This window comes from Comamonas sp. UBA7840, assembly GCF_002501455.1.
In the GTDB taxonomy this organism is placed as follows: Bacteria; Pseudomonadota; Gammaproteobacteria; order Burkholderiales; family Burkholderiaceae_C; genus Comamonas; species Comamonas jiangduensis.
The window spans coordinates 86,336-109,383 of record NZ_DLTI01000020.1; the positions used below are offsets into that span (position 1 = coordinate 86,336).

General features: G+C 58.1%; 19 protein-coding genes and 1 pseudogene. 9 read left to right on the top strand and 11 right to left on the bottom strand.

All coding sequences use genetic code 11. The features are described from left to right. Nucleotides 1–18: 18 nt before the first annotated feature. The 3 genes from B3R00_RS06150 (at nt 19) to B3R00_RS06160 (ending at nt 3,060) form a co-directional block, all read left to right on the top strand. Complete coding sequence (locus B3R00_RS06150) at nt 19–309, top strand: DUF4212 domain-containing protein (RefSeq protein ID WP_174862523.1); 291 nt, start codon at nt 19–21, stop codon at nt 307–309. Between the two features lie 34 nt (nt 310–343). Further along, nucleotides 344–2,434 carry a VC_2705 family sodium/solute symporter gene (locus B3R00_RS06155; RefSeq protein WP_286998065.1) on the top strand — a complete coding sequence of 697 codons (2,091 nt, stop codon included), beginning with the start codon at nt 344–346 and terminating at the stop codon, nt 2,432–2,434. A gap of 179 nt (nt 2,435–2,613) precedes the next feature. Further along, nucleotides 2,614–3,060, top strand: coding sequence for a hypothetical protein (locus B3R00_RS06160; protein ID WP_286998066.1), 447 nt, complete (start codon nt 2,614–2,616; stop codon nt 3,058–3,060). 104 nt (nt 3,061–3,164) lie between these two features. On the opposite strand, the gene B3R00_RS06165 is transcribed toward B3R00_RS06160, so the two are convergent. The 3 genes and pseudogenes from B3R00_RS06165 to B3R00_RS06175 all read right to left on the bottom strand — a co-directional run bounded on the left by B3R00_RS06165 (nt 3,165) and on the right by B3R00_RS06175 (nt 4,262). Further along, entirely contained in the window at nt 3,165–3,518 is a 354-nt protein-coding gene (locus tag B3R00_RS06165) for an FKBP-type peptidyl-prolyl cis-trans isomerase (protein WP_286998221.1), read from the bottom strand. Then, nucleotides 3,513–3,857: pseudogene (locus tag B3R00_RS06170) on the bottom strand (FKBP-type peptidyl-prolyl cis-trans isomerase); the annotation flags it as partial. The gene B3R00_RS06165 and the pseudogene B3R00_RS06170, both read right to left, overlap by 6 nt. A 99-nt stretch (nt 3,858–3,956) precedes the next feature. Next, entirely contained in the window at nt 3,957–4,262 is a 306-nt protein-coding gene (locus B3R00_RS06175) for a winged helix-turn-helix transcriptional regulator (protein ID WP_191722908.1), read from the bottom strand. A 326-nt stretch (nt 4,263–4,588) separates the two neighbouring features. Between B3R00_RS06175 and B3R00_RS06180 the strand changes: the two genes are divergently transcribed. Further along, the gene (locus B3R00_RS06180) at nt 4,589–5,830 is read left to right on the top strand and encodes a CaiB/BaiF CoA transferase family protein (protein WP_286998068.1); all 1,242 of its coding nucleotides are present in this window, start codon (nt 4,589–4,591) and stop codon (nt 5,828–5,830) included. Between the two features lie 211 nt (nt 5,831–6,041). Here the strand turns inward: B3R00_RS06180 and rpoD are convergent, their stop codons facing one another. From rpoD to B3R00_RS06215, 7 genes are all read right to left on the bottom strand, one after another. Continuing rightward, complete coding sequence (rpoD, locus tag B3R00_RS06185; protein ID WP_286998069.1) at nt 6,042–8,507, bottom strand: RNA polymerase sigma factor RpoD; 2,466 nt, start codon at nt 8,505–8,507, stop codon at nt 6,042–6,044. A gap of 451 nt (nt 8,508–8,958) precedes the next feature. Continuing rightward, entirely contained in the window at nt 8,959–10,965 is a 2,007-nt protein-coding gene (gene dnaG, locus B3R00_RS06190; RefSeq protein ID WP_286998071.1) for a DNA primase, read from the bottom strand. Between the two features lie 118 nt (nt 10,966–11,083). Further along, nucleotides 11,084–11,629, bottom strand: a complete 546-nt coding sequence (flhC, locus tag B3R00_RS06195) for a flagellar transcriptional regulator FlhC (protein ID WP_219162456.1) — start codon at nt 11,627–11,629, stop codon at nt 11,084–11,086. Nucleotides 11,630–11,683: 54 nt separating this feature from the next. Beyond that, nucleotides 11,684–12,010 (bottom strand): flagellar transcriptional regulator FlhD, encoded by a 327-nt coding sequence (gene flhD, locus B3R00_RS06200; RefSeq protein ID WP_174862531.1) that lies wholly within the window; start codon nt 12,008–12,010, stop codon nt 11,684–11,686. A 411-nt stretch (nt 12,011–12,421) separates the two neighbouring features. Then, nucleotides 12,422–13,324, bottom strand: a complete 903-nt coding sequence (locus B3R00_RS06205) for a sulfurtransferase (RefSeq protein WP_286998072.1) — start codon at nt 13,322–13,324, stop codon at nt 12,422–12,424. 181 nt (nt 13,325–13,505) lie between these two features. Continuing rightward, a complete protein-coding gene (locus tag B3R00_RS06210; protein ID WP_286998074.1) occupies nt 13,506–14,420 on the bottom strand; it encodes a DMT family transporter in 915 nt (304 codons plus the stop codon). A 105-nt stretch (nt 14,421–14,525) separates the two neighbouring features. Further along, the gene (locus tag B3R00_RS06215) at nt 14,526–15,665 is read right to left on the bottom strand and encodes an aromatic ring-hydroxylating oxygenase subunit alpha (protein ID WP_286998075.1); all 1,140 of its coding nucleotides are present in this window, start codon (nt 15,663–15,665) and stop codon (nt 14,526–14,528) included. Nucleotides 15,666–15,982: 317 nt separating this feature from the next. Here B3R00_RS06215 and xseB point away from each other — a divergent pair, with 317 nt between their 5' ends. The 5 genes from xseB to B3R00_RS06240 all read left to right on the top strand — a co-directional run bounded on the left by xseB (nt 15,983) and on the right by B3R00_RS06240 (nt 21,675). Beyond that, entirely contained in the window at nt 15,983–16,231 is a 249-nt protein-coding gene (gene xseB / locus B3R00_RS06220) for an exodeoxyribonuclease VII small subunit (protein ID WP_286998076.1), read from the top strand. Between the two features lie 82 nt (nt 16,232–16,313). After that, entirely contained in the window at nt 16,314–17,177 is an 864-nt protein-coding gene (locus tag B3R00_RS06225; protein WP_286998223.1) for a polyprenyl synthetase family protein, read from the top strand. 97 nt (nt 17,178–17,274) lie between these two features. Then, nucleotides 17,275–19,179 (top strand): 1-deoxy-D-xylulose-5-phosphate synthase, encoded by a 1,905-nt coding sequence (dxs, locus tag B3R00_RS06230; RefSeq protein ID WP_286998077.1) that lies wholly within the window; start codon nt 17,275–17,277, stop codon nt 19,177–19,179. A gap of 174 nt (nt 19,180–19,353) precedes the next feature. After that, nucleotides 19,354–20,436, top strand: coding sequence for a TRAP transporter substrate-binding protein (locus B3R00_RS06235; protein WP_286998078.1), 1,083 nt, complete (start codon nt 19,354–19,356; stop codon nt 20,434–20,436). 159 nt (nt 20,437–20,595) lie between these two features. Then, on the top strand, nt 20,596–21,675 hold the full coding sequence (locus B3R00_RS06240; protein WP_284213954.1) for a TRAP transporter substrate-binding protein: 1,080 nt from the start codon (nt 20,596–20,598) through the stop codon (nt 21,673–21,675). 157 nt (nt 21,676–21,832) lie between these two features. On the opposite strand, the gene B3R00_RS06245 is transcribed toward B3R00_RS06240, so the two are convergent. After that, nucleotides 21,833–23,044, bottom strand: a complete 1,212-nt coding sequence (locus tag B3R00_RS06245; protein ID WP_286998079.1) for a multidrug effflux MFS transporter — start codon at nt 23,042–23,044, stop codon at nt 21,833–21,835. Nucleotides 23,045–23,048 lie beyond the last annotated feature (4 nt).

Genomic DNA, 23,048 nt, shown 5'->3' on the forward strand with positions numbered 1-23,048 from the left:
CTGCGTGAAAGGCCTGTGATGCAGTTTTCTGAAAATGATGTGCATGGCGGGCCAGATCCAATCTCGGCCAACGGGGGGCATATGCCCCCCGATTGGCATGACACACACCACCTGTGGCTCAAAGCAGTTTTGCTGGCAGTCTGGGTGGTGTCTTCATTTGGGGTGGTGTTTTTTGCGCGGGACTTGCAGGCCTGGGTGCAAGGCTGGCAGCTGGGCTACTGGATGGCCGCCCAAGGGGCAGTCCTGATGTTCATGCTGATCGCGCTGGTTTACTGTGTAGTGATGGATTTGTTCGAGCGCTCGGCCTAAGCACGCCGCAGCTTTTCTCCTCCCTTCACGTTGCATGCCCATTCCTTCCGGCGCTAGCGCCGCATCTTTCCCTCGCGCGCGCGCCTACCAGTGGCGTATCCACCGTCTGGTCGGGCTGTACTGCGTCTGCGTGCTGCTTTTTCTGCTGCTGATGACCTGGGCTGAGCGCCAGGGGCTGTCACGGCACTGGATTGGCCCCATTTTTTTGTTCGTGCCGGTGATGATGTATGCCGGTATCGGTGTCTGGGGGCGCACCGGCGATGCCGATGAATACTACGTCGCTGGTCGCCGTATTCCCCCCATGTACAACGGTATGGCAGCTGCCGCTGACTGGATGAGCGCGGCGTCTTTCATCAGCTTATCGGGCGCTTTGTATTTGCAAGGCTTTGGTGGCAGCAGCGGACAGCCAGGGGGGCTGGCGTACTTGCTGGGTTGGACGGGCGGGTTCTGCTTGGTGGCCATGCTGGTGGCGCCCCACCTGCGCGCCATGAATTTGTACACGTTGCCGGACTTTTTCCAGCAGCGCTTTGGTGGGCGCTGGCCCCGCAAGATTGCAGCGATTGCCTCGATTGTGTGCTCCTTCACGTATGTGGTGGCGCAGATCTACGGCGTGGGGCTGATCGCTTCGCGGCTGACCGGGGTGCAGTTTGAGATTGGCATCATGCTGGGTCTGGGCGGTGTGCTGCTGTGCTCTTTTCTGGGCGGTATGCGTGCCGTGACCTGGACACAGGTGGCGCAGTACGTGGTGATCTTGCTGGCATTCCTGATTCCCGTGTCATGGCTGGCCTACAAACAGCTGGGCAACCCCGTGGCGGCGGTTGCGTATGCCAGCCAGTTGCAAAAAATTGCCGAGCTGGAAGCGCAGTTGCTGGTGTCGCCCCAGGAGTTGTCCGTGCAGCACCTCTACAGCGAACGCGCGGACGCGCTGGAAGCCAAGCTCCAAGATGTGCCCTTGGCGATGGAGCGTGATCGTCTGGTGCTGCACGAGCGGCTGCGTTACTTGCGCTCCACCAATGGCGATATGGGGCAAATTGCGGCCATCAGCCGCGAATACGCCAACTTACCGCGCAATCCTTCGGTGGCCGAGCAGCAATGGCGCCAGCAACTGCAAGATTACCGTGAGCGTGCCAAACCCTTGTCCGGTCTGCCACGCCACAGCCAGCCTTTTGGTGGCGACCCGGATGGCACACCCGCAGAGCGGGCCCAGTTCAACGATGAGCGCAACAATTTCTTGGCGCTGATGTTTTGTCTGATGCTGGGCACGGCAGGCCTGCCGCATTTGCTCACGCGCTACTACACCGTGCCTTCTGTGTCGGGCGCACGCACTTCTGTGGCATGGACGCTGTTTTTTATTGGCCTGATTTATTTGAGTGCCCCAGCACTGGCGGCGCTGATCAAGCTGGAAGTGATGAACAACCTGGTGGGCGTGCGCTTTGATGAGCTGCCCAACTGGATTGCCCAGTGGGCGCGGGTGGATGCGTCGCTGCTGTCGGTGGAAGACATTAACCGCGATGGCATTTTGCAGTTTGGTGAGTTGCGGCTGGGGGCCGATCTCATCATGCTGGCCACCCCTGAAATTGGGGGCTTGCCCTATGTGGTGGCCGGGCTGGTGGCGGCCGGCGGGCTGGCGGCGGCACTGTCGACGGCCGATGGCCTGCTGCTCACCATCAGCAATGCACTGGTGCGGGACTTGATTGTTTCGCGGCGCTTGCGTCAGGCATCCTCAGAGCAGCGCGTGATTTTGTCCAAGTTCATGCTCATGGGCGTGGCGTTGCTGGCGGCGTTTGCGGCGGGGCAGCGCTCTTCCGATATTTTGCCCATGGTGGCCGCTTCTTTTTCGTTGGCGGCCTCTGCCTTTGTACCTGCAATGGTGCTGGGTATTTTCTGGCGTGGCGTGACGCGCTATGGCGCCATTGCGGGCATGTTGTCAGGCTTGGGCGTGGCGCTGTATTACATGCTCTCGCACAGCCTGTGGGTGCAGCATTGGGTGCCATCGATTTTGCTGGCCGATGGCCTGTGGTGGGGGCTTCAGCCCGTGTCTGCCGGGGTTTTTGGTGTGCTGGCGGGCTTGCTGGCGACCGTGCTGGTGAGCTGGTTGACACCGCATATTCATCAAAACAAATAGCTGCTAGCGCTCAATTGATAAAGCTTTCGATGATGAAATTATTTGAAAGTGTTATTGGGTGAGCGCTAAATGCTCATGAAGTAGTAGCGAAAATTCGCAGCCCAACATGGATTGCCCCAATGCAGCGCCGCCCGCTTGTGTGCGATGCTGAACAGCACCAAGCCAATTCAGGAGACGGTATGAGCGCGGTTTTGATCAAAACACCGGAAGGCCAGCAAGCCTTTAAAGAGCGCAGCGCACTGCTGGCAGGTAAAGTGCGCTCCGCTTTTTTGCTGTTTGATGGCCAGCGCAGCGTATCCCAGGTACTGGCTGCCACCCAAGGTTTGGGGGTGGTGCAGGCGGATATTGAAGCCCTGCAGCAAGCGGGTTTTTTGCAAGATCTGGTGGCCCATACCCCAGACCTGGCACCGGCTGATATGCCCCAGCGTAGCGACCAGGATCGCTACCGTGATGCCTACCCCTTGGCCGTTGCGTTGACGGGCAAGCTGGGTCTGTCTGGCTTTCGTTTGAATTTGTCGGTGGAGGGATCGACTTGCTATGCAGATTTGGCAGCCGTGGCACCCAAGATCAAAGAAGCTGTGGGGCCAGCCGCTTACGCACCGCTGCAGCGGGCGTTGTTTGCGTAAAGCGTGGATGTTGCATGCAGCATCAGATGGTGACATACGATAAAAAAACGGCCTGTCAATGACAGGCCGTTTTGCATTCTCCGTGCGAGAGGCTGGGCAGTGATTTACACCGCCAGCAACTCCACCTCAAACTTCAGGGTGGCGTTGGGCGGAATCACACCGCCTGCGCCGCGGGCACCGTAGCCCATTTCTGGAGGAATGATCAGCGTGCGCTTGCCGCCTACCTTCATGCCTTCCACGCCCTTGTCCCAGCCCTTGATTACCATGCCCGCGCCCAACTGGAACACGAAGGGGTCATTGCGGTCTTTGCTGGAATCAAACTTGGCGCCTTGCTCGCCGTTGTTGTAGAGCCAGCCGGTGTAGTGCACGGTCACACGCTTGCCGCGCGTGGCTTCGGCGCCTTCGCCGACCACGGTGTCCTCTGCCTGCAGCACGGGCGCGGTCTTGGTGCCCAGCAGTTCCACTTCAAACTTCAGCGTGGCGTGGGGCGGGATCACGCCGCCTGCGCCGTGGGCACCGTAGCCCAGTTCTGCAGGGATGATCAGGGTGCGCTTGCCGCCCACCTTCATGCCTTGCACGCCTTCGTCCCAGCCACGGATGACCATGCCATCGTCCAAGGTGAACTCAAAAGGCTCACGGCGGTCTTTGCTGGAGTCGAATTTGGCGCCTTGCTCGCCATCTTGGTAGAGCCAGCCGGTGTAGTGCACCTTGACGTCAGCGCCGCTGACAGCTTGGGCACCTTCGCCGACAACGACGTCTTCGTATTGCAGGCCAGAGGCAGTGGTGGTCAGTGCCATGGAGTGTTCCTTGTGAGATTGCGCAAATAAAAACAGGCACTGTGAGTGCCTGTGTGAGTCGGTGGCGGCAAGGGGGCCGCCACGAGGCAGGTGCCTAGATTACTTCTTCGCGCGGGCGGCTGCCCAGCGTGTGGCAAAAGCCTGTAGATCGCTCAGGCGCTTGAGCAGGTCTTGGCCCGAAGGAGTGACGGTATAGCCGTCGTTGCCGTGCTCCATCAAACCTTCTTCGCGCAGCTCTTTGATGCGGGTGTTCAAAGTGTTGGGCGTGATGCCGCCCACGCTGTCTTGCAACAAACGGAAGGTTTGGGGGTGACCATCGCGCAGTGCCCACAGCACGCGCAGTGCATAGCGGCGCTCGAGTTTTTCGAGCAACTGATTGATGGCGGCGTTTTCCTTAGAGCTCATGGACGCTTCTCCTTGCGCTGAGATGGGGGATGGATCTGATGCATCGCTGCCGATCCAAACGGGTTTGACTATAGCTTTGAATCTTGTCTGCTACAAGTTTAGTAGCTCGGAGCGCAGAATCGCTAGGCCGTAAAGTCCAAAAAACGTCAAAAACACTACTTTTGTTGTAGCGTTGCCACGTTCTCCAGCGCGCGCGCTCACCTTCGGGGATGGGCGGATTGCCCAAAACATCGGGAAGGGGCTGGGGTGGACTTTCTAGAATTGTTGGCACACAGGGGAAACCCTTGGCGGCAAGAAGTTGCCGCTGTTTGATGAATTTTTTTGCCATGACCGACAACGCTGCTTCCGACCTACCTACCGCTTCTCCTTCCAGCCCCAACCAAGCCTCTTTGCCTTTGCAGGGCATACGCGTGGTGGAGTTCAGCCACATGGTCATGGGGCCTGCGTGTGGCATGGTGCTGGCGGATCTGGGCGCAGAAGTCATCAAGGTGGAGCCGGTGACGGGTGACCTGACACGCGGGTTGCTGGGCGCGGGCGCGGGATTTTTTCCCATGTTCAACCGCAACAAGAAAAGCGTTGCCATCGACCTGCGCAGCGCTGAAGGGCTGCAAGCGGCGATTCGCTTGGCCTCCACCGCCGATGTGGTGGTGCAAAACTTCAAGCCCGGCGTGATGAAGAAGTACGGACTGGACTATGCCCACCTGTCCCGGCTTAACCCCGGCCTGATCTATGTGAACCACACGGGCTTTCTGCCCGGCCCTTACGAGCATCGCACCGCACTGGATGAGGTGGTGCAGATGATGGGTGGGCTGGCGTATATGACCGGCCGCCCCGGCGATCCGCTGCGTGCCGGCTCCAGCGTGAACGACATCATGGGCGGCATGTTTGGGGCGATTGGCGCGCTGGCCGCGCTGATGCAGCGCAACCAGACCGGCAAGGGGCAGGAAATCGATTCGGCCCTGTTTGAAAACAATGTCTTCCTGGTCGGTCAGCACATGATGCAGTACGCCGTCACCGGCCAGCCTGCGGCGCCCATGCCCGAGCGCATTTCGTCCTGGGGGCTGTATGACGTGTTCAGCGTCAAAGATGGCGAGCAGATATTCCTAGCCGCCGTGAGCGATGCCCAGTGGCGCACCTTTTGCACCGCCATGGGGTTGGAAGACATGGCCAACGATCCGGCTTTGCAGACCAACAACGACCGTGTGCGTGCCCGCGCCACCATGCTGCCCGAACTGCGCAAGCGCTTGGCGCACTACAGCGCTGCACACTTGGCGCAGGTCTTTGAAGCACGCCAGTTGCCCTTTGCGCCGATCTCGCGCCCCGAGCAGTTGCTGGACGATCCGCACTTGCTGGCCACGGGGGGCTTGGCGGATGTGGTGCTCAGCGATGGGGAAAGAGCGGGCCACACCGCGAAAACCACCTTGCTGCCGATCCGCATGGCTGGTGAGCGTTTGGGGGTGCGCAGCCAGCCCCCTAAACAAGGGGAACACACGCGCGAGCTGCTGGCATCCTTGGGGTATACGCAAGCAGAAATAGACGCCATGCTGCAATCCCAAGCGATTGCTTGAGGTACGTGCTGCCAGACACGATCCGAACAGCATTTTGAGTGTTTTAGGCTCTGGCGCTTATTGGGTAAGCGCTGGTAGCTATCAAACTTAGGTATCAAGACTTATCCATCAAAACTTATCTATCAAGACTTAGCAATCAAGCATAAAAAAAGGAGACCAGAGGGTCTCCTTTTTGTTGCGCGCAGGCCAGCAGTGGCTGGCGGGGCAGGCTTTACAGCGAATCGATGAAGCTGCGCAGCTTGTCCGAGCGGCTGGGGTGCTTGAGCTTGCGCAGTGCCTTGGCTTCGATCTGGCGGATACGCTCGCGCGTCACGTCAAACTGCTTGCCCACTTCTTCCAGCGTGTGGTCGGTGGACATTTCGATACCGAAGCGCATGCGCAGCACCTTGGCTTCGCGGGGGGTCAGGCCATCCAAGATGTCCTTAACCACATCGCGCAGACCGGCTTGCATCGCGGCTTCGATAGGCGCAGTGTTGGCCGAGTCTTCGATGAAGTCGCCCAAGTGGCTGTCGTCATCATCACCAATCGGGGTTTCCATCGAGATGGGTTCCTTGGCGATCTTCATGATCTTGCGGATCTTGTCCTCAGGAATTTCCATCTTCTCGGCCAAGATGGATGCATCAGGTTCGAAACCAAACTCTTGCAAGTGCTGGCGCGAGATGCGGTTCATCTTGTTGATGGTCTCGATCATGTGCACCGGGATACGGATCGTGCGGGCCTGGTCCGCAATCGAGCGAGTGATGGCCTGGCGAATCCACCATGTGGCGTAGGTCGAGAACTTGTAGCCGCGGCGGTATTCAAACTTGTCCACGGCCTTCATCAGACCGATGTTGCCTTCCTGGATCAGGTCCAGGAACTGCAGACCACGGTTGGTGTACTTCTTGGCAATCGAGATCACCAGGCGCAAGTTGGCCTCGATCATCTCTTTCTTGGCAAAGCGGCTGTTGCGCTCGCCTTCGTTCATGCGCTTGTTGATGTTCTTGAGTTCATCCAAGGGCACGACGACGCGTGATTGCAGGTCGATCAGGTTTTGCTGCAGCTCTTGCACGGGAGGAATGTTGCGCGACAGCACATTGCTCCAAGGCTTGCCGGCATTGGCATGCTCTTCCACCCACTTCAGGTTCAGCAGGTTCGGTGGGAATTCCTTGACAAAGGTTTCCTGTGGCATGCGGCACTTGTCCACGATGATCTTGCGCAGCTCACGCTCTTTCTTGCGCACATCGTCCACTTGCGAACGCACCAAGTCGCACAGCTTTTCAATGGTCTTGGCGGTGAAGCGAATGGTCATCAACTCTTCAGTGATGGACTTCTGCACCTTGTTGTAAGCCGCTGAGCCCCAGCCGTCTTTGTCATAGGCTTTGCGCAGCTTTTCGAAGTCTGCCGCAATCTTGTCAAAGCGCACCAAGGCTTCGTTCTTGAGCTCTTCCAGACGGCGTGTCATGGCCTTGGAGCCACCCTTGCCGTCATCGTCATCTTCTTCGTCGTATTCGTCGAAGTCTTCTTCGGCCACGTAGTCGTCGTTTTCATCGGCATTCACAAAGCCGTCGACGATGGTGGAGATGACGACCTTGCCATCACGGATTTCAGCGGCCATGCCCAGCACTTCGGCAATGGTGGCGGGCGAGCCGGAGATCGCCTCCATCATGTCCATCAAGCCGCCTTCGATGCGCTTGGCGATTTCAATTTCGCCTTCGCGGGTCAGCAGCTCGACCGTGCCCATTTCACGCATGTACATGCGCACTGGGTCGGTGGTGCGGCCAAACTCCGAATCCACGGTCGACAGCGCGGCTTCCGCTTCTTCTTCCGCTTCTTCTTCGGTGGTCGCAGACTGGCCGGTGTTGTTCAGCAACAGGGTTTCAGCATCCGGCGTTTGCTCGTACACCGCCACGCCCATGTCGCTCAACATGGAAATTACAACTTCCATGGTTTCAGCGTCCACCAGCTTATCGGGCAAGTGGTCGTTGATTTCAGCGTGGGTGAGGTAGCCGCGAGTCTTACCCAGCTTGATCAGCATCTTCAGACGCTGACGGCGGGTGTTCATTTCTTCTTCGGTCAGAACGGTCTCGTCCAGACCGAATTCCTTCATCAAGGCACGTTCTTTGGCCTTGCTGATCTTCATGCGCAGCGGCTTGGCCTTTTCGGTCGTACCAGTGCCTGCAGCTTCTACTTCTACTTCGGCTTCAGGCTCGGCATCCGCTTCCAAATCGATATCCGCGTCAAAGTCACCAATATCTTCATCGTCACCGGACTCTTCCTTGGCTTTGGGCTTGCGGCCGCGCTTGGCTGGGGCCTTGGCTTCGGCGGCGGGCTTGGCTGCTTTCTTGGCCGCGGGCTTTTTGGCTACGGGTTCTGCAGTTTCTGCCGCGTCTTTTTTGGCCGCAGTTTTTTTAGCGGCAGGCTTTTTGACCGCAGGAGCGTCGTCAGCGTCGGATTTCTTTTTTCCGCGCTTGGGTGCGGATTCGGCCAGCAGCGCATCGGCCATGGCTTTAAGTTCAGCTTGGGACAGGGTCGCCATATCGGAATCTTTCTTGGAAGCGACTGCCGTTTTGGCAGCGGGCTTCTTCACCGCAGTTGCAGGCGCAGCTTTGGCGCTGGCAGTTGCGGTGGTTTTGGAAGTTTTGGGCTTCGCGCTAGCGTCGGGCGCCTGCTTGGACTTCGCGGACTTTGAAACGGGCATGAAAACCTCTTGGTCAAAAGCGAACACACAAAGGGGAAAACGCAAGCGCCACTCAACCCGGCGCATGAACGTGCTAACTAAAAATTAGCACGCACGGGAGCGAACAGCTCCCTAGGCAAGATGTCTGGGCGATCATTTGGTGTGCAGTCCTTGCGGATATTGGGCGAGCAATTGCTGCTCAACACGTGATTCCATCACGGTGCCCGGGCCGGAGGTGCTGCTGTCGCTCTTGCCGAATAATGGATTAATTATAGCGTTTGCTAGAAATTGCAAGAGGTAAACGCGATTTTTACGTAAATATTTTTTAATGAGGCCGCAAACCCTTGCTGGGCAAGGGTTGCAAGGTGTATTTTTAAAAATAAGAGCATTCAGCGCTGGTTAATAAAGGCTTTCAAATATTTTTATATTTAAAAGCCTTGCTTTTAAAGCGTGAAGTGCTCTTGTTTTTAATTTAATTGCCCGGTGCGGTGGGCGCTGCCAGCAGACGGTTGCGCCGCTCGATGAGGGCTTGGTACTGGGCTTTGGCCGCATGGTCTAAGGGGTTGGCCATGTAAGTTTTGAGTGCCTCGGTGGCCAGGTTGCCAATGCGCTCGGCCATCATGGGGGCCAAGATGTTGCGCAGCTCTTGGAACTGTTCTTCTTCTTCGCCCTCGGGGTGGCCGTGCGGGCCGCTCATGAGGTGCAAGGCCAGCGCCGCATGCGGCGTTTGTGCGACGCGCTCTTTCAACACCGCCCACGCTTGCGGGCCGTGGTCTTGAAATTCACTTTCAATCCATGCAAACAGCGGGCCGTGCGGGGCGGGCTGATTGACCAAGGTGTCCAGGTCATCGTTGTCCAGCCGCTCCATAAATTTCATCTGCGACAGCAAAATCCGCGTGGCCTGATCGGGCGCGGTGGAGGGCGCCACGCGTGGGCCGGTGGACATGGCGGGGCGCTGCTCTTTGAAGCGGCTGAATTTGTTGTTGCGTTTCCAGTCCCCACGGGTGTTGCCGCCGCCGCTGTTGCCACTGTTGTTGCTCCAGCGGTCTGTGTAAGGGGCGCTGTGGCTCGGGGCAAATTCCCCCACCCAGTCGGGAGGGGCTGATGCATACGGTGGTGGGTTTTCATGGCTGGGGGCTGCGCTGGGTTTGCTGCCGCCGCGCTGAAAACGCTTTTCCTGGGCTTCGGCCTGGGCCCACAGCTCTGACAGCTCGCGGGTGTCGATCTGGATTTTTTGGGCCAGTTCGCCCAGTACCAGGCGCTTGAAGGCGCCATCGGGCAGCAGATTCCATAGCGGGCGCGCTTGGCTGGAGAGCTTGGCGCGGCCTTGGGCCTGACCCAAGTCGCACTCGGCGCTGGCAGCTTCGATCAGAAACTGGTTCAGCGGCAAGGCGTTGGAGACTTGGCGTGCAAACGCGTCGCTGCCGTGCGCGCGGATGAAGCTGTCAGGGTCGTGCTCGGCAGGCAGGAACAAGAATTTAATGCTGCGTGTGTCGCTGGCGTAGGGCAGGGCGGCTTCCAGTGCCTTGTGCGCTGCGCGGCGGCCCGCGCTGTCGCCGTCAAAGCTGAAGACGACCGAGTCGGTAAAGCGAAACAGCTTTTGCACATGGTCGGCGGTGCAGGCGGTGCCTAGGGTGGCCACCGCATTCGGAAAGCCCAGCTGTGCCAGGGCCACCACGTCCATATAGCCTTCGGTGACCAGCGCGTAGCCCATGCTGCGCAGCGCATCACGGGCTTCAAACAGGCCGTACAGCTCACGCCCTTTGTGGAACAAAGGAGTTTCAGGCGAATTCAGGTATTTGGGTTTTTCATCGCCCAATACGCGCCCACCAAAGCCTATGCACAGGCCTTTGACATCGCGGATCGGGAACATGATGCGGTCACGAAAGCGGTCGTAACGCTTGTCGTCTTCGCCCACGATGACCAACCCCGATTCGTGCAGCTGCGGGTCGTCATATTCCGGAAAGACACTGGCTAAGTTACGCCAACCGGCGGGCGCATAACCCAGTCCGTATTTGCTGGAGATGGCACCGGAGACGCCGCGATCTTTCAAATACTGCACGGCATGCGGGGCAGTCTTGAGTTGCGCGCGATAAGCAACGCCTGCACGCTCGAGCACATCGTTGAGTGTGGCTTGCTTGAGCTTGGCCGCGGCCTGGCGCTCGCGCTCTTGGGGGCTGATGTCTTCTTGCGGCACCACCATGCCAACTTGGCCGGCCAAGTCGTTGACGGCCTCAATAAACCCCATGCCCGTGTGTTCCATCAAAAAGCTGATGGCGTTGCCGTTTTTGCCACAACCAAAGCAGTGGTAGAACTGTTTGGCGGGGCTGACGCTGAAAGACGGTGACTTTTCCCCGTGGAAGGGGCACAAGCCCATGAAGTTGGCGCCGCCTTTTTTGAGCTGCACGTAGCGGCCCACCACGTCGACGACATCGACGCGGGCGAGCAGCTCTTGAAGAAAAGATTGGGGAATGGACACGGGCGCTATTGTCCGATACGGCGGCAGTTTTCGCCGGGGTGTGCCTTTGGCAAGGCGAAAAAAAAGCCCGGCCAAAAGGACGGGCTATCAAAGAAGGGGAAAGGGGTGGTGATGCGGCTTAGTGCAGCATCAGGGCGCCAGCGCTCTTGCTCTTGCCGGCGCGTGCGGGGGGGGTGCACAGGCCGCATTCGTAGTGGCGGGCGTTTTCATACAGTTCGGTCACAAACATGCCGCTGCACTTGCTGCACTTGGTGCGGGTGAGCATGTTGGCATCCACAAATTTCACCAGACGCCAGGCGCGGGTGAAAGAGAGCAGGCAGTCCAGCTGCGAAGCTGTCACTTGCTCGGTGTACAGACGGTAGGCCTTGGTCAGGATTTCCACGGAGTCTGCATCCACGCCTTTGGACAGGTACTCGTAGATGTTCAGGAACAACGAGCTGTGGATGTTTTCTTGCCAGGTCAGGAACCAGTCGGTGGAAAAAGGGAGCTGGCCCTTGGAGGGGGATTTGCCCGCGATTTCCTTGTACAGGCGGATCAGGCGTTCATAAGAGAGGGTGGTCTCCGATTCCAGCACTTGCATGCGTGCGCCCATGTTGATGAGCATGGCGGCGCGCTCGATTTGCTTGGATTCGTTCAGAACGCTTTTGGTTGCTGTGGTGGCCATGGCAGAACTCTGTGTCAGTGTTTGGGGTGTCAGTCTTAAAGAGGGCTTTAAGGCTTAGAGCACTTCGGAGACGCGGCTGGCCATCAAGATGTTGGCGTGCAGCGTGTTGGTGGCTTCGTTGCCGATCTTGTTGCTGCTGTGGTTGGTCAGCAGGTTCCAGACCAGGTCATCGTCCACACGGAAGCTGCACAGCATGGTGTTGCGGGAGGCGATCTTCAGCACTTGTGCTGCAGACAGGGTGGCCAGAATGTCGCAGGCCTCTTCGCTCAGGCCCAAGCGGAAAACTGCTTCAGCTTTGTCTTTGCGGATCAGTGTCTGTGCCAGCATCAGGTAGGTCAGATTGGCTTCGCGGATCTCGGCAAGCAGTTGTTCGTCATTCATGATTCCACCCTTTCAAATTCCAAAAATTGAGTCTTAGCTCGAGGTGTCGCTGTGGCGCTAGGCAGGCAGCGATCTGATGGAATGAATTGTGAAATACCGCAAACAGGAAGTTGAGTCGGGGTACGCCGGTGCGTCGCGTCTCGTTGGGGCGCCGTATTTGTCTGGTTTGTATCGGGTGTGTGTAGGAGAAATTCCTACATCAGCAACATTGCATTGCTGGCATGAGGTGAATTGTAAGTTTGTTTGTAACAAACTGATACATCAATCTAAGGGGCTAAAACTACCCTTTATGCAGGCTTGGATGAAAGGGGGCTTTTCTTTCACTGCAGGTCTGCATAGTGCCTGAATTACGGGCGGATGATGCTCCTGAAAAAGGTGCAAAAACCGCCTTGTTCTCAGCGGAAAAGATAGTTAACTTTTGGCGACCGGGCGCGCCGGGTTGCTGCACCATTCGCTCCAGCTGCCTGCAAACAGTTTAGTAGGCGCAAACCCTGCAATCTCCATGGCGATCAGGTTGGGCAGCGCGCTGACGCCGCTGCCGCATTGGTGCACCACGGTGGCGGGGTCACGGTCTTGCAACAGGGCTTCAAACTCTGCACGCAGCAATTCTTTGGGTTTAAAGCGACCGTCCAGGGCGATGTTGTCGGTGAAGGGGCGATTCAGGGCGCCGGGAATGTGTCCGGCTACGGGGTCCATGGGTTCCACTTCGCCGCGGTAGCGGGCAGGGGCACGGGCATCGATCAGGGTTTGGTGGCCTGCTTGCCCCAGGCCTTGCTCCACCTCGTCGGCCGACACCAGCTGGCGCAGGCTCTCGTGCAGCGCAAAGTTGGATTGAAAGTGTGCTGGCTCTGTGCCTTGGCTGGTGGCGCCGCCCTGCGCAGTCCATGTTTGCAGTCCGCCATCAAGCACAGCAACCGCATCGTGTCCGGCCCATTTGAGCATCCACCACAGGCGACCACAGAAATTGCAGCCTTGGCGGTCATACACCACGGCTTGCATGTCATTGCGAAAGCCGACGGAGGACAACCATTGTGCAAAGCGCTCACGGCTAGGCAAGGGGTGGCGGCCACCGGAGGCGGGCTGGTCAGTTTGCGCGGTATGCACCTGCCCGTCTTTGCCGGGCGCGCCATGGCGGGCGCTGAGGTGCTGGTCCAAATCTGCATACACCGCGCCGGGGATATGGGCCTGCGTGTACTGCTGGCGGCCTGCGGCGGGGTTGGACAAATCAAAACTGCAGTCAAACACCATATAGGGCTGGCCGCTGGCTTGGAGGGTTTGGAGTTGGGCGGTCGAAATCAGTGTGGTGTAGGTCATGGCCTCGGCAAAGAGAGTTCAATCTCTGTGCATTGTGAACCACGTGGCGCGGCTGTGCCTATTTAAAAAGAGGAGCTGCTAGCGCATATTAAATAAGGTTTTCAGATATAAAACTAAGTGAAACCTAATTAAATAGAGCGCAAGCAGCTCCTCTTTTCCTATAAGTAGCCCGCTGTTTGGTTTAGCTTTTGGTGGCCGCAACGCTGGCAACACCACGTGCACGGAAGATGGTGGCAGCAATGCCGCACAGCACAATCAGTGCCATGCCCAGCCAGCCTTCCCAGCCCAGCTGGTCTTGGAACAGAAACAGGCTGTACAGGCCCGCAAATACAATGCCCGAATACTGCAAGTTGGCCACCACCAGTGTGCCGCGTGGAGTTTTGGCGTTGGCGTAGGCTTTGGTCATGCATAGCTGGCCGCCTGCTGCGAGCAAGCCAATCGGAATCAGCCAGCACGCCGCTTGCCAGCCCGGCCACTGTGAAAAGCCCGTGAACATGCTGGCCACCAAGCCAGCCACCGTGCAGCCCAGGCCAAAGAAGAACACGGTGCGCGATTCGGGCTCGCCCATGCGTGACAAGGCCACCACCTGCATATAAGCCAGTGCAGACAGCAGCCCGGAGCCCAGGCCAATCAGTGCGGCAGTCGTTTGTTCTTGGGCAAAGCTGGGCTGCAGCATTAAGACCACGCCCACAAAACCGATCACGATGGTAATCAGCAGCGGAATGTTCAGGGGCTGACGGGGTTTGCCGCTGCGTGGGTGCAAGGACCACAGCGCGCCGGCAAGCAAGAAGACGGCAATCCACAGGCTGCTCATGTAGTTCAGTGTCATGGCGCTGGCCAGCGGCATCTGGGTGATGGCGTAAAACCAGCTGCCCATGGCGGTTACGCCCACCAGACTGCGCCAGGTGTGCATCCACGGGTGCGCGGTTTTGAGGGAGACGCCTTGCGAGGCGCTGAGCAGCCACAGCACCAGCATGCCGATGAGACCGCGGTAGAAGACAATTTCTGCCGTATTGAAATAAGGGGCTGCGTATTTGATGCAGACCCCCATGGTGGCAAAAAGAAATGCGCCCACCACCATCCATAGCACTTGCATGGTCTGTCGTTCCTGATCGGTATTGTTGTGTGTTTTTGAATAAAAAAGAGCTGCCAGCGCCCATGGGGTGGGTGCTGGCAGCTCTGGAGAGCGTAGCAAAAAAGCTCAGCGTTGCGGCAGGGGGGGACCCATTGTCTGGCGATACCACTCATGGAAATGCTGCATGCCATCTTCCATCGGGCTTTGGTAGGGGCCGACCTCGTTGTCGCCCCGCTCCATCAGGGCGCGGCGCCCGGCGTCCATGCGCTCACCGATTTCATCGTCCTCGATGGCGGTTTCCATGTAGGCCGCTTTTTGGGCCTCGATGAATTCGGGCTCAAAGGCTGCAATCTCTTCGGGGTAATAGAACTCCACCACGTTCATGGTTTGGGTGGGGCTGACGGGGTGCAGGGTGGAGACCGTCAGCACGTGCGGGTACCACTCCACCATGATGTGGGGGTAGTAGGTCAGCCAGATCGCGCCGCGCTCGGGCAGGGCGCCGTTGCGGTAGTTCAGCAGCACCTCGTGCCACTTCTTGTACACATCGGAGCCGGGCTTGCCAAAGGTGGGGGCCACGCCCACTGTCTGCACCGAGAACTCTTTGGCAAATTCCCACTTGAGATCGTCGCAGGTCACGAAATTGCCCAGACCGGGGTGGAAGGGGCCGACGTGGTAGTCCTCCAGATAGACCTCAATGAAGGTTTTCCAGTTGTAGTTGCACGTGTGCATTTCCACGTGGTGCAACACCAGTCCGTCAAAGTTCAACTGCTCGCGCAACTGCATGCCTGCCAAATCAGCGGCAATGTCGCGGCCGTTGTCTTCAAACAGCATGCCGTTCCATTCGCGCAACTGGTAGTTGTTCAGGTGCAGGCAGGGATCGTGGGGGAAGTGCGGTGCGCCCAAGAGTTCGCCGCTTGGGTTGTACGTCCAGCGGTGCAGCGGGCAGACAATATTGCCGCCCGCATGGCCCTGACCTTGGGTTTGGAGGTTGCCACGCCCTTTGAGCATGATGGCTTGGCGGTGGCGGCAGACGTTGGAGATGAGCTCCACCTGTCCTTGGCGGTTGCGCACCAAGACCCGTCCCTCGTTTTCATGGGGAAGGGCGTAGTAATCGCCGATCTCCGGCACAGAGACGCTGGAGCCCACATAACGTGGACCATGGTGGAAAATGGTTTCCATCTCGCGCTGGAACAGCGCTTCGTCGAAATAGCTTGAAACTGGTAGTTGGCTTGCGGCCTGCTGCAGTTGAAGACTTAAATCAGACATGGGACCTGACCTAAAGACTCCCCACAGGGAGGTGCGGTTTGCACGGGTAAAAAGACAAAACCGGCCATGCCAGAACATGACGGACAGCAGCGAAACAAGCCTATGTCCGTCTCAGTCTTGGCGTGTGCCGGTTCGACAGGAATGGGATTGTAAGCGGTGGGGTTATTCCCGCCGGCCACTTATGTGTATTTAATCAATCGCTTGGGCTCAGCGAGGGGTAAATTTTGTGTCATCCAGTCAAGCGATGGCGCTGTATATCAGGCGCTGCCCAGCACCGCCTAAAATCATTGGTTCCCCCACCCCCCACGAGCTCCTACATGCCCAAGGCCAAAACCAAAGCTGTTTCAGACATTTCATCGCCTCCCGAAAGCTACGAGCTGGCATTGGCGGAGTTGGAAGCACTGGCAGTGGCCATGGAATCTGGCCAACTGCCTTTGGGCCAGATGATGAATGGCTACCGCCGTGCTTCTTTCCTTTTGGAATTCTGTCGTCAGCAGTTAGATACTGTGGAAGCGCAAATCCGTGCGCTGGATGAAGGACAGATCAAGCCGTGGTCGCAGGACTGAGTGGGCAGACATGGAATCTCAGATTTTGACTACGCCACCTAATTTTGCGCCCGCCACCTCCGAGTTTGATGCCAATGCCTGGATGCATGCGCAGCTGCAGCTCACCGAACAAGCCTTGTCTGCATGGGTGGGCGTGAATGCGCCAGCCAATCTCGGCGATGCGATGCGCTATGCCGTGCTCGATGGCGGCAAGCGTTTGCGCCCTTTGCTGGTGTTGGCTGCTGCACAGTCTGTGCAAGGGCTGCATGAAGCAGCCATTCGTGCGGCATGCGCAGTAGAGCTGATTCATGCCTACTCCTTGGTGCACGACGACATGCCCTGCATGGACAACGACGTGCTGCGCCGTGGCAAACCCACGGTGCATGTGCAGTTCGGTGAGTCACAGGCATTGCTGGGTGGAGATGCTTTGCAGGCACTGGCTTTTGAGCTGCTGACGCCTTCGGAGTTGGAAGTGCCCGCATCGGTGCAAGCCAAGCTGTGCCGTATCTTGGCGCAGGCCGCTGGCGCACAGGGCATGGCAGGGGGGCAAGCGATTGACCTGGCCAGCGTGGGCAAGACCTTGACCGAGCAAGAGTTGCGCCATATGCACAGCTTGAAAACCGGTGCGTTGTTGGAGGCCAGCGTGGCCATGGGTGTGGCCTGTGCCACGGTGCCCGCGCCCGTGCAGCAAGCCCTGGCGCGCTATGCCACTGCGCTGGGCATTGCATTCCAAGTGGTGGATGATGTGCTGGATGTGGTGGCTGACGCTGCTACGCTGGGCAAAACACCGGGCAAGGACGCAGCCAATGAAAAGCCGACCTTTGTTTCTTTGATGGGGCTGGATGCCGCACGCAGCTATGCCAACGATTTGCTGGAGCAAGCACTGGCGGCATTGCACGACAGTGGTTTGCAGGATGTGCGGGCATTGTCGGCCTTGGCCTACTTGGTGGTGTCGCGCTCGCATTGAGCTATGACCACCCATCGTCGAATTTTTCCTATTGTCTGGTTGAGCGCTCTGCACGCACACTCGTCGCTTCGTGCAACCAGCTACCCCTAATTTGCGAATGACCACGAACGCCTACCCTTTGCTGCAGAAAGTGAACACACCTTCTGACCTGCGCACCATGTCGCGCAGTGATCTCAAAGCGCTGTCTGATGAGTTGCGTGCCTATGTGCTGGACAGTGTTTCCAAAACTGGTGGTCACTTAAGTTCCAACTTGGGGACGGTAGAGCTCACCATCGCTTTGCACCATGTGTTCAACACGCCGTATGACCGTGTGGTGTGGGATGTGGGCCACCAGACCTATCCCCACAAAATTCTGACGGGGCGCCGTGACCGTATGCACACCCTGCGCCAGCTTGACGGAATCTCGGGCTTTCCGCTGCGCAGCGAAAGTGAATACGACACCTTTGGGGTGGGCCACTCCTCGACCAGTATTTCGGCTGCGCTGGGCATGGCGATGGCCGCCAAGCGCAAAGGCGAAGAGCGCCGTGCCATCGCGGTGATTGGCGACGGCGCGATGACCGCCGGCATGGCTTTTGAGGCCATGAACAACGCAGGTGTGCTGGATGGCAACTTGCTGGTCATCCTGAACGACAACGACATGAGCATCAGCCCTCCAGTGGGGGCGTTGAACCGCTATTTGGCGCAGCTCATGAGCGGCCAGTTTTATGCGGCCGCGCGCAATGTGGGTAAAAACGTGCTCAAGCAGGTGCCGCCTTTGCTGGAGCTGGCCAAGCGTCTGGAACAGCATGCCAAAGGCATGGTGGTGCCTGCCACCCTGTTTGAAAACTTTGGCTTTAACTACATTGGCCCGATCAATGGCCACGATCTGGATTCGCTGATCCCAACGCTGGAAAATATCCGTAGCTTGGAAGGCCCACAGTTTTTGCACGTGGTCACCAAAAAAGGGCATGGCTACAAGTTGGCGGAAGCAGACCCTGTGACCTACCACGGCCCCGGTAAGTTTGATCCTGCGGTCGGTATCGTCAAGCCCAGCACCCCTTCCAAGCCCACGTTTACCCAAGTGTTTGGCAAGTGGCTGTGCGATATGGCTGCGCAAGACAAGCGGCTGGTGGGCATTACGCCTGCGATGCGCGAGGGCTCGGGGCTGGTGGAGTTTGAAAAGCTTTTTCCAGAGCGCTATTACGACGTAGGCATTGCCGAGCAGCATGCCGTCACCTTTGCAGCGGGTATGGCGTGTGAAGGCGTCAAGCCTGTGGTGGCGATTTATTCCACCTTTTTGCAGCGCGCGTACGACCAACTGATCCACGATGTGGCGCTGCAAAAGCTGCCTATGGTGTTCGCGCTGGATCGGGCAGGCTTGGTGGGCGCCGATGGCGCAACGCACGCTGGCGCATACGACATTGCCTTTGTGCGCTGCATTCCCAATATGAGCATTGCCACGCCTGCAGACGAGCGTGAATGCCGTCAGTTGCTGACAACGGCCTATGAGCAAGATCACCCCGTCTGCGTGCGCTACCCGCGTGGCGCAGGCGTGGGTGTGGAGCCGCTGCCTGATTTGTCATCCTTGCCATTTGGCAAGGGGGAAATTCGTCGCCAGAGCACTGCGCCGCGGGCTGGCGAAAATGGCAATACCCAGTCACGTATCGCTATTTTGGCATTTGGTACCTTGCTATACCCTGCGCTGCAGGTGGCCGAGGCGGTGGATGCCACTGTGGCGAATATGCGCTGGGCCAAGCCTTTGGATGAAGCGCTGGTGCGCGAGTTGGCCTCTAGCCACGACGCCATCGTGACGGTGGAAGATGGTTGCATTGCAGGGGGCGCGGGTGCTGCGGTGTCTGAAGCCTTGGCGGCTGCCGGCATCAGCTTGCCTGTGTTGCACCTGGGCCTGCCGGATCAATTCATTGAGCACGGGGACCCCGCCAAACTGATGGCCTTGCAAGGCTTGGACGCTCCAGGCATTGAGCGTTCGATTCGCCAGCGTTTTTTGAATCAGCCTGCCTGAGGGCGTCATTTGTCATATGGCGCAGGCCTGTCTGACAAATGGCTGAAGACGGTGAATTTTCGGGGGTTTACCCCCAACATTTTTTACATTTTTCATTCCTAGAATTTTGCACACCTCGCGAGGTGGTGCTGCCGCTCTCTACAGCGACTGCACGTGCAAATTCAAGGAGAAAAAATGGACCGTCGTTCCCTCATTAAAAATGCCGGCATTGCAGGCGTATTGGCTGCTGCTGCAGCACCAGCCGTGCATGCGCAGCCGACATTGCGCTGGCGCATGGCTGCAAGCTTTCCCAAGTCTCTGGACACCATTTTTGGCAGTGGTGAAAAGTTTGCCCAAGTCGTCAAGGCGCTGTCGGGCGGCAAGTTTGAGGTGTCGGTGCATGCTGCCGGTGAGTTGATGCCCGCGTTTGGCGTGGTAGATGCCTTGGAAAACAGCACCATTGAAATGGCGCTGACAGCCCCTTATTACTTCACCGGTAAAAGCTCTATCTTTGCCTTTGGCTGTGCAGTACCGTTTGGCTTGACGGCGCGCCAGATGGATGCGTGGATGGAGCATGGCAACGGCCGCAAGCTGTTTGATGCGTTCTGCGCCAACTACAACATCAAGAGCTTTAGCGCAGGCAATACTGGCACCCAGATGGGCGGCTGGTACCGCAAGGAAATCAAGTCTGCTGCTGACTTGAAGGGGCTGAAGATGCGTTTGGGCGGTGGCCTGTTTGGCGAGGCCATGGCCAAGCTGGGCGTGGTGTCGCAAAACATGCCTGCGGGTGATGTGTACCAAGCGCTGGAAAAAGGTACGCTGGACTCCGTGGAGTTTGTGGGTCCTTACGACGATCAGAAGCTGGGCTTTAACAAGGTGGCGCCTTACTACTACTACCCCGGCTGGTGGGAAGGGGGTGCAGAGCTGGGCTTCTTTGTGAACCTGAAGGCGCTGAACGCGCTGCCCACGGAGTACAAAGAAATCGTGAAGGTGGCCACGAATGTGGCTGCGCGCGACATGACTTCCAAGTACGACGCGCTGAACCCCATTGCTTTGAAGAAGCTGGTGGGCGACAAGACCCAGTTGAAGGCATTCCCCAAGGATGTGATGGATGCGGGCTTTAAGGCTTCGATGGAAGTTTTTGCAGAGCATGAGGCCAAGTCGCCCGAGTTCAAGAAAATCCACGAAGACATGCGCGCGTTCCAGCGTGACCAGCTGTTGTGGGAGCGCTTCTCGGAGCTGCGCTACAACCAGTACATGACTTCGGTCAAGCTGTAATTTGAAGATTGCGCTTGCAGCTTTTCTTATGCCAGCGCAGCAACCCATAAAAACCGGTGCATTGAGGCTCAACGCACCGGTTTTTTGTGCCTGCAATTCGCCGTAGAAGTGAAGCAGGAAGGTAAGGCTAATTGTTGATAACCACTAAGGAGACCTCCCATGGATCGTCGTTCAATGCTCAAAAACGCCGGTATCGCTGGTGTTCTGGCTGCGGCAGCAGCCCCAGCGGTGCATGCACAACCTGCACTGCGCTGGCGCATTGCGTCCAGCTTTCCCAAGTCACTGGACACCATTTATGGTGCCGCAGACGTCTTTGCGCAATCCGTCAAGGCGCAAACCGGTGGCAAGTTTGAGATCACAGTGCACCAAGCCGGTGAGTTGATGCCGGCGTTCAATGTGGTGGATGGCGTGCAAAACGGCTCCGTGGAAGTGGCCCACACGGCACCTTATTACTTCTTTGGCAAGAACGAAGTATTCGCCATCGGGGGCGCGATTCCGTTCGGAATGAACTCGCGCCAGCTGACTTCTTGGATGGTCGATGGCAACGGTGCCAAGCTGATGGCCGAGTTTTACGCCAAGTACAACATCGTGCCCTTTAGCTGCGGCAACACCGGTGCGCAAATGGGTGGCTGGTTCCGCAAGGAAATCAAGACGCCGGAAGACATCAAGGGTCTGAAGTTCCGCGTGGGTGGCTTTGCCGGCAAGGTGCTGGAGAAACTGGGCGCTGTGCCCCAGAACATTCCGGCGGGCGAAATCTACCAATCCCTGGAAAAAGGCACGATTGATGCTGCCGAGTGGATTGGCCCTTACGACGATCTGAAGCTGGGCCTGAACAAGGTGGCTCCGTTCTACTACTATCCCGGCTGGTGGGAGGGTTCGCTGAACTTGTCGCTGTACATCAATGACAAGGCGTTCAACAGCTTGAACAACGAGTACAAGGCCATCGTGCGTGCCGCCGCCATGGAGGCCCACGTGACGTGCCAAGCCCGTTATGACGCGCGCAACCCTGCTGCCCTCAAGCAGCTGGTGGCTGCCAAGGCCAAGGTGCTGCCTTTCCCCCAGTCAGTGATGGACGCCTCGTTCAAGGCCACCATGGAGCTGTACCAGAGCCTGGATACCAGCAACCCCGACTGGAAGAAGGTGTACGCCGACTACCGCAATTTCCAGCGCGATCAGGTGCTGTGGTTCCGTTTCGCAGAAGGCCGCTTCGACAACTTCATGTCCAGCCAGAAGCTGTGATGTGTGGATTGACGGCACTCTCAAAGGCAGCCCACGGGCTGCCTTTTTTTATCCGCTTTTTTCTGTGTGATTGAAAAAATAGGAGCTGATAGCGCTGGTCTGTACTCGTTTTTCGATAAGAAAGTATCTGAAAACCAATGAAATCAAACGCTAAAAGCTATGATTTTTTAGTGGCGTGATGGGGTTCGGCACGCGGAGTGCGGGTGGCGAACCACCACACTAGCATGCCCATCACGACGCAAACGAGCTGGCCTGCGGCCAGCCCCAAGCCGCTGTGAAACAGCTGCGGCACAACCACCCCCGCCACGATGGCAAACACACTCATCTGGGTGAAGCCTTGCAGCGAGGATGACAAGCCCCGCATGTGCGGGAACACGCCCATGACTTGCAGCGACAAAATCGGCATCAGCAGTGCAATGCCCAGCGTGTAGCAGGTGATGGGCAGTACCGCCCAAGGCACCACAGGGGCGCTGGTGAAGGTGTGGTAGAGCACATTGCTGCCACTGCCCAGCAGCAAGCAGCCGTAGCCAATGAACTTTTGGATGCGCGGTGGAATGCGCTGGGCCAGCACGCCCGAGATGGCAGAGCCGAGCATGGAGCCACCAATTAGCGGAATGAACAACCAGCCAAATGAGGTTTCATCCAGCTTCAAAATACCCATCACGAACTCTGCCGCCGCGCTGATGTAGATGGCATTGGCCCCCGCCATCAAGGCCAGGCCCAGCACCATGAGGCGAAATTGCGGGTTGCGCAGCGCTGTCAGGTAGTTGTGGGTGATGACGCCCAGCTTGAGCGGCACGCGCTTTTCGGCGGGCAGGGTTTCGGGCAGCACGCGCCAGCACAGCAGTGCCAGCAGTGCGCCAAAGGCCGCCAAGAAAAAGAAGGCGGCGCGCCAGCCACCATGGGTTTGCAACCAGCCGCCAAATACCGGGGCAATTGCTGGGGCCAGCCCAAAGCAGAACATCACCATGCTCAGCATGCGCTGGGCGTCAGCGCCTTGAAAGCGGTCTTGCACCACGGCACGGGCAATCACCATGCCGGCACCGGCCATGGCACCCTGGGCAAAGCGCACGGCTACCAAGGCCTCAATGCTGGTGACCACAGCGGCGGCAACGGAGGTGAGCGCGTAGCCCACGCTGGCCACCATGAGCACACGGCGGCGGCCAAAGGTGTCGCTGAGCGTGCCGTAAAACAGCATGGTGACGGCCGTGGCCAGCACGTACACGCTCAGTGTTTGCTGCACGGCTGCGGGGCCTACGCCAAACTCTTGGGCGATGGCGTGAAAGGAGGGTAGATAGGTATCAATACCCAGGGCCCCCAGCATGGTGCACAGGGCCAGCACCAAGGTGAGCGATACATTGCTTTTCATGAAT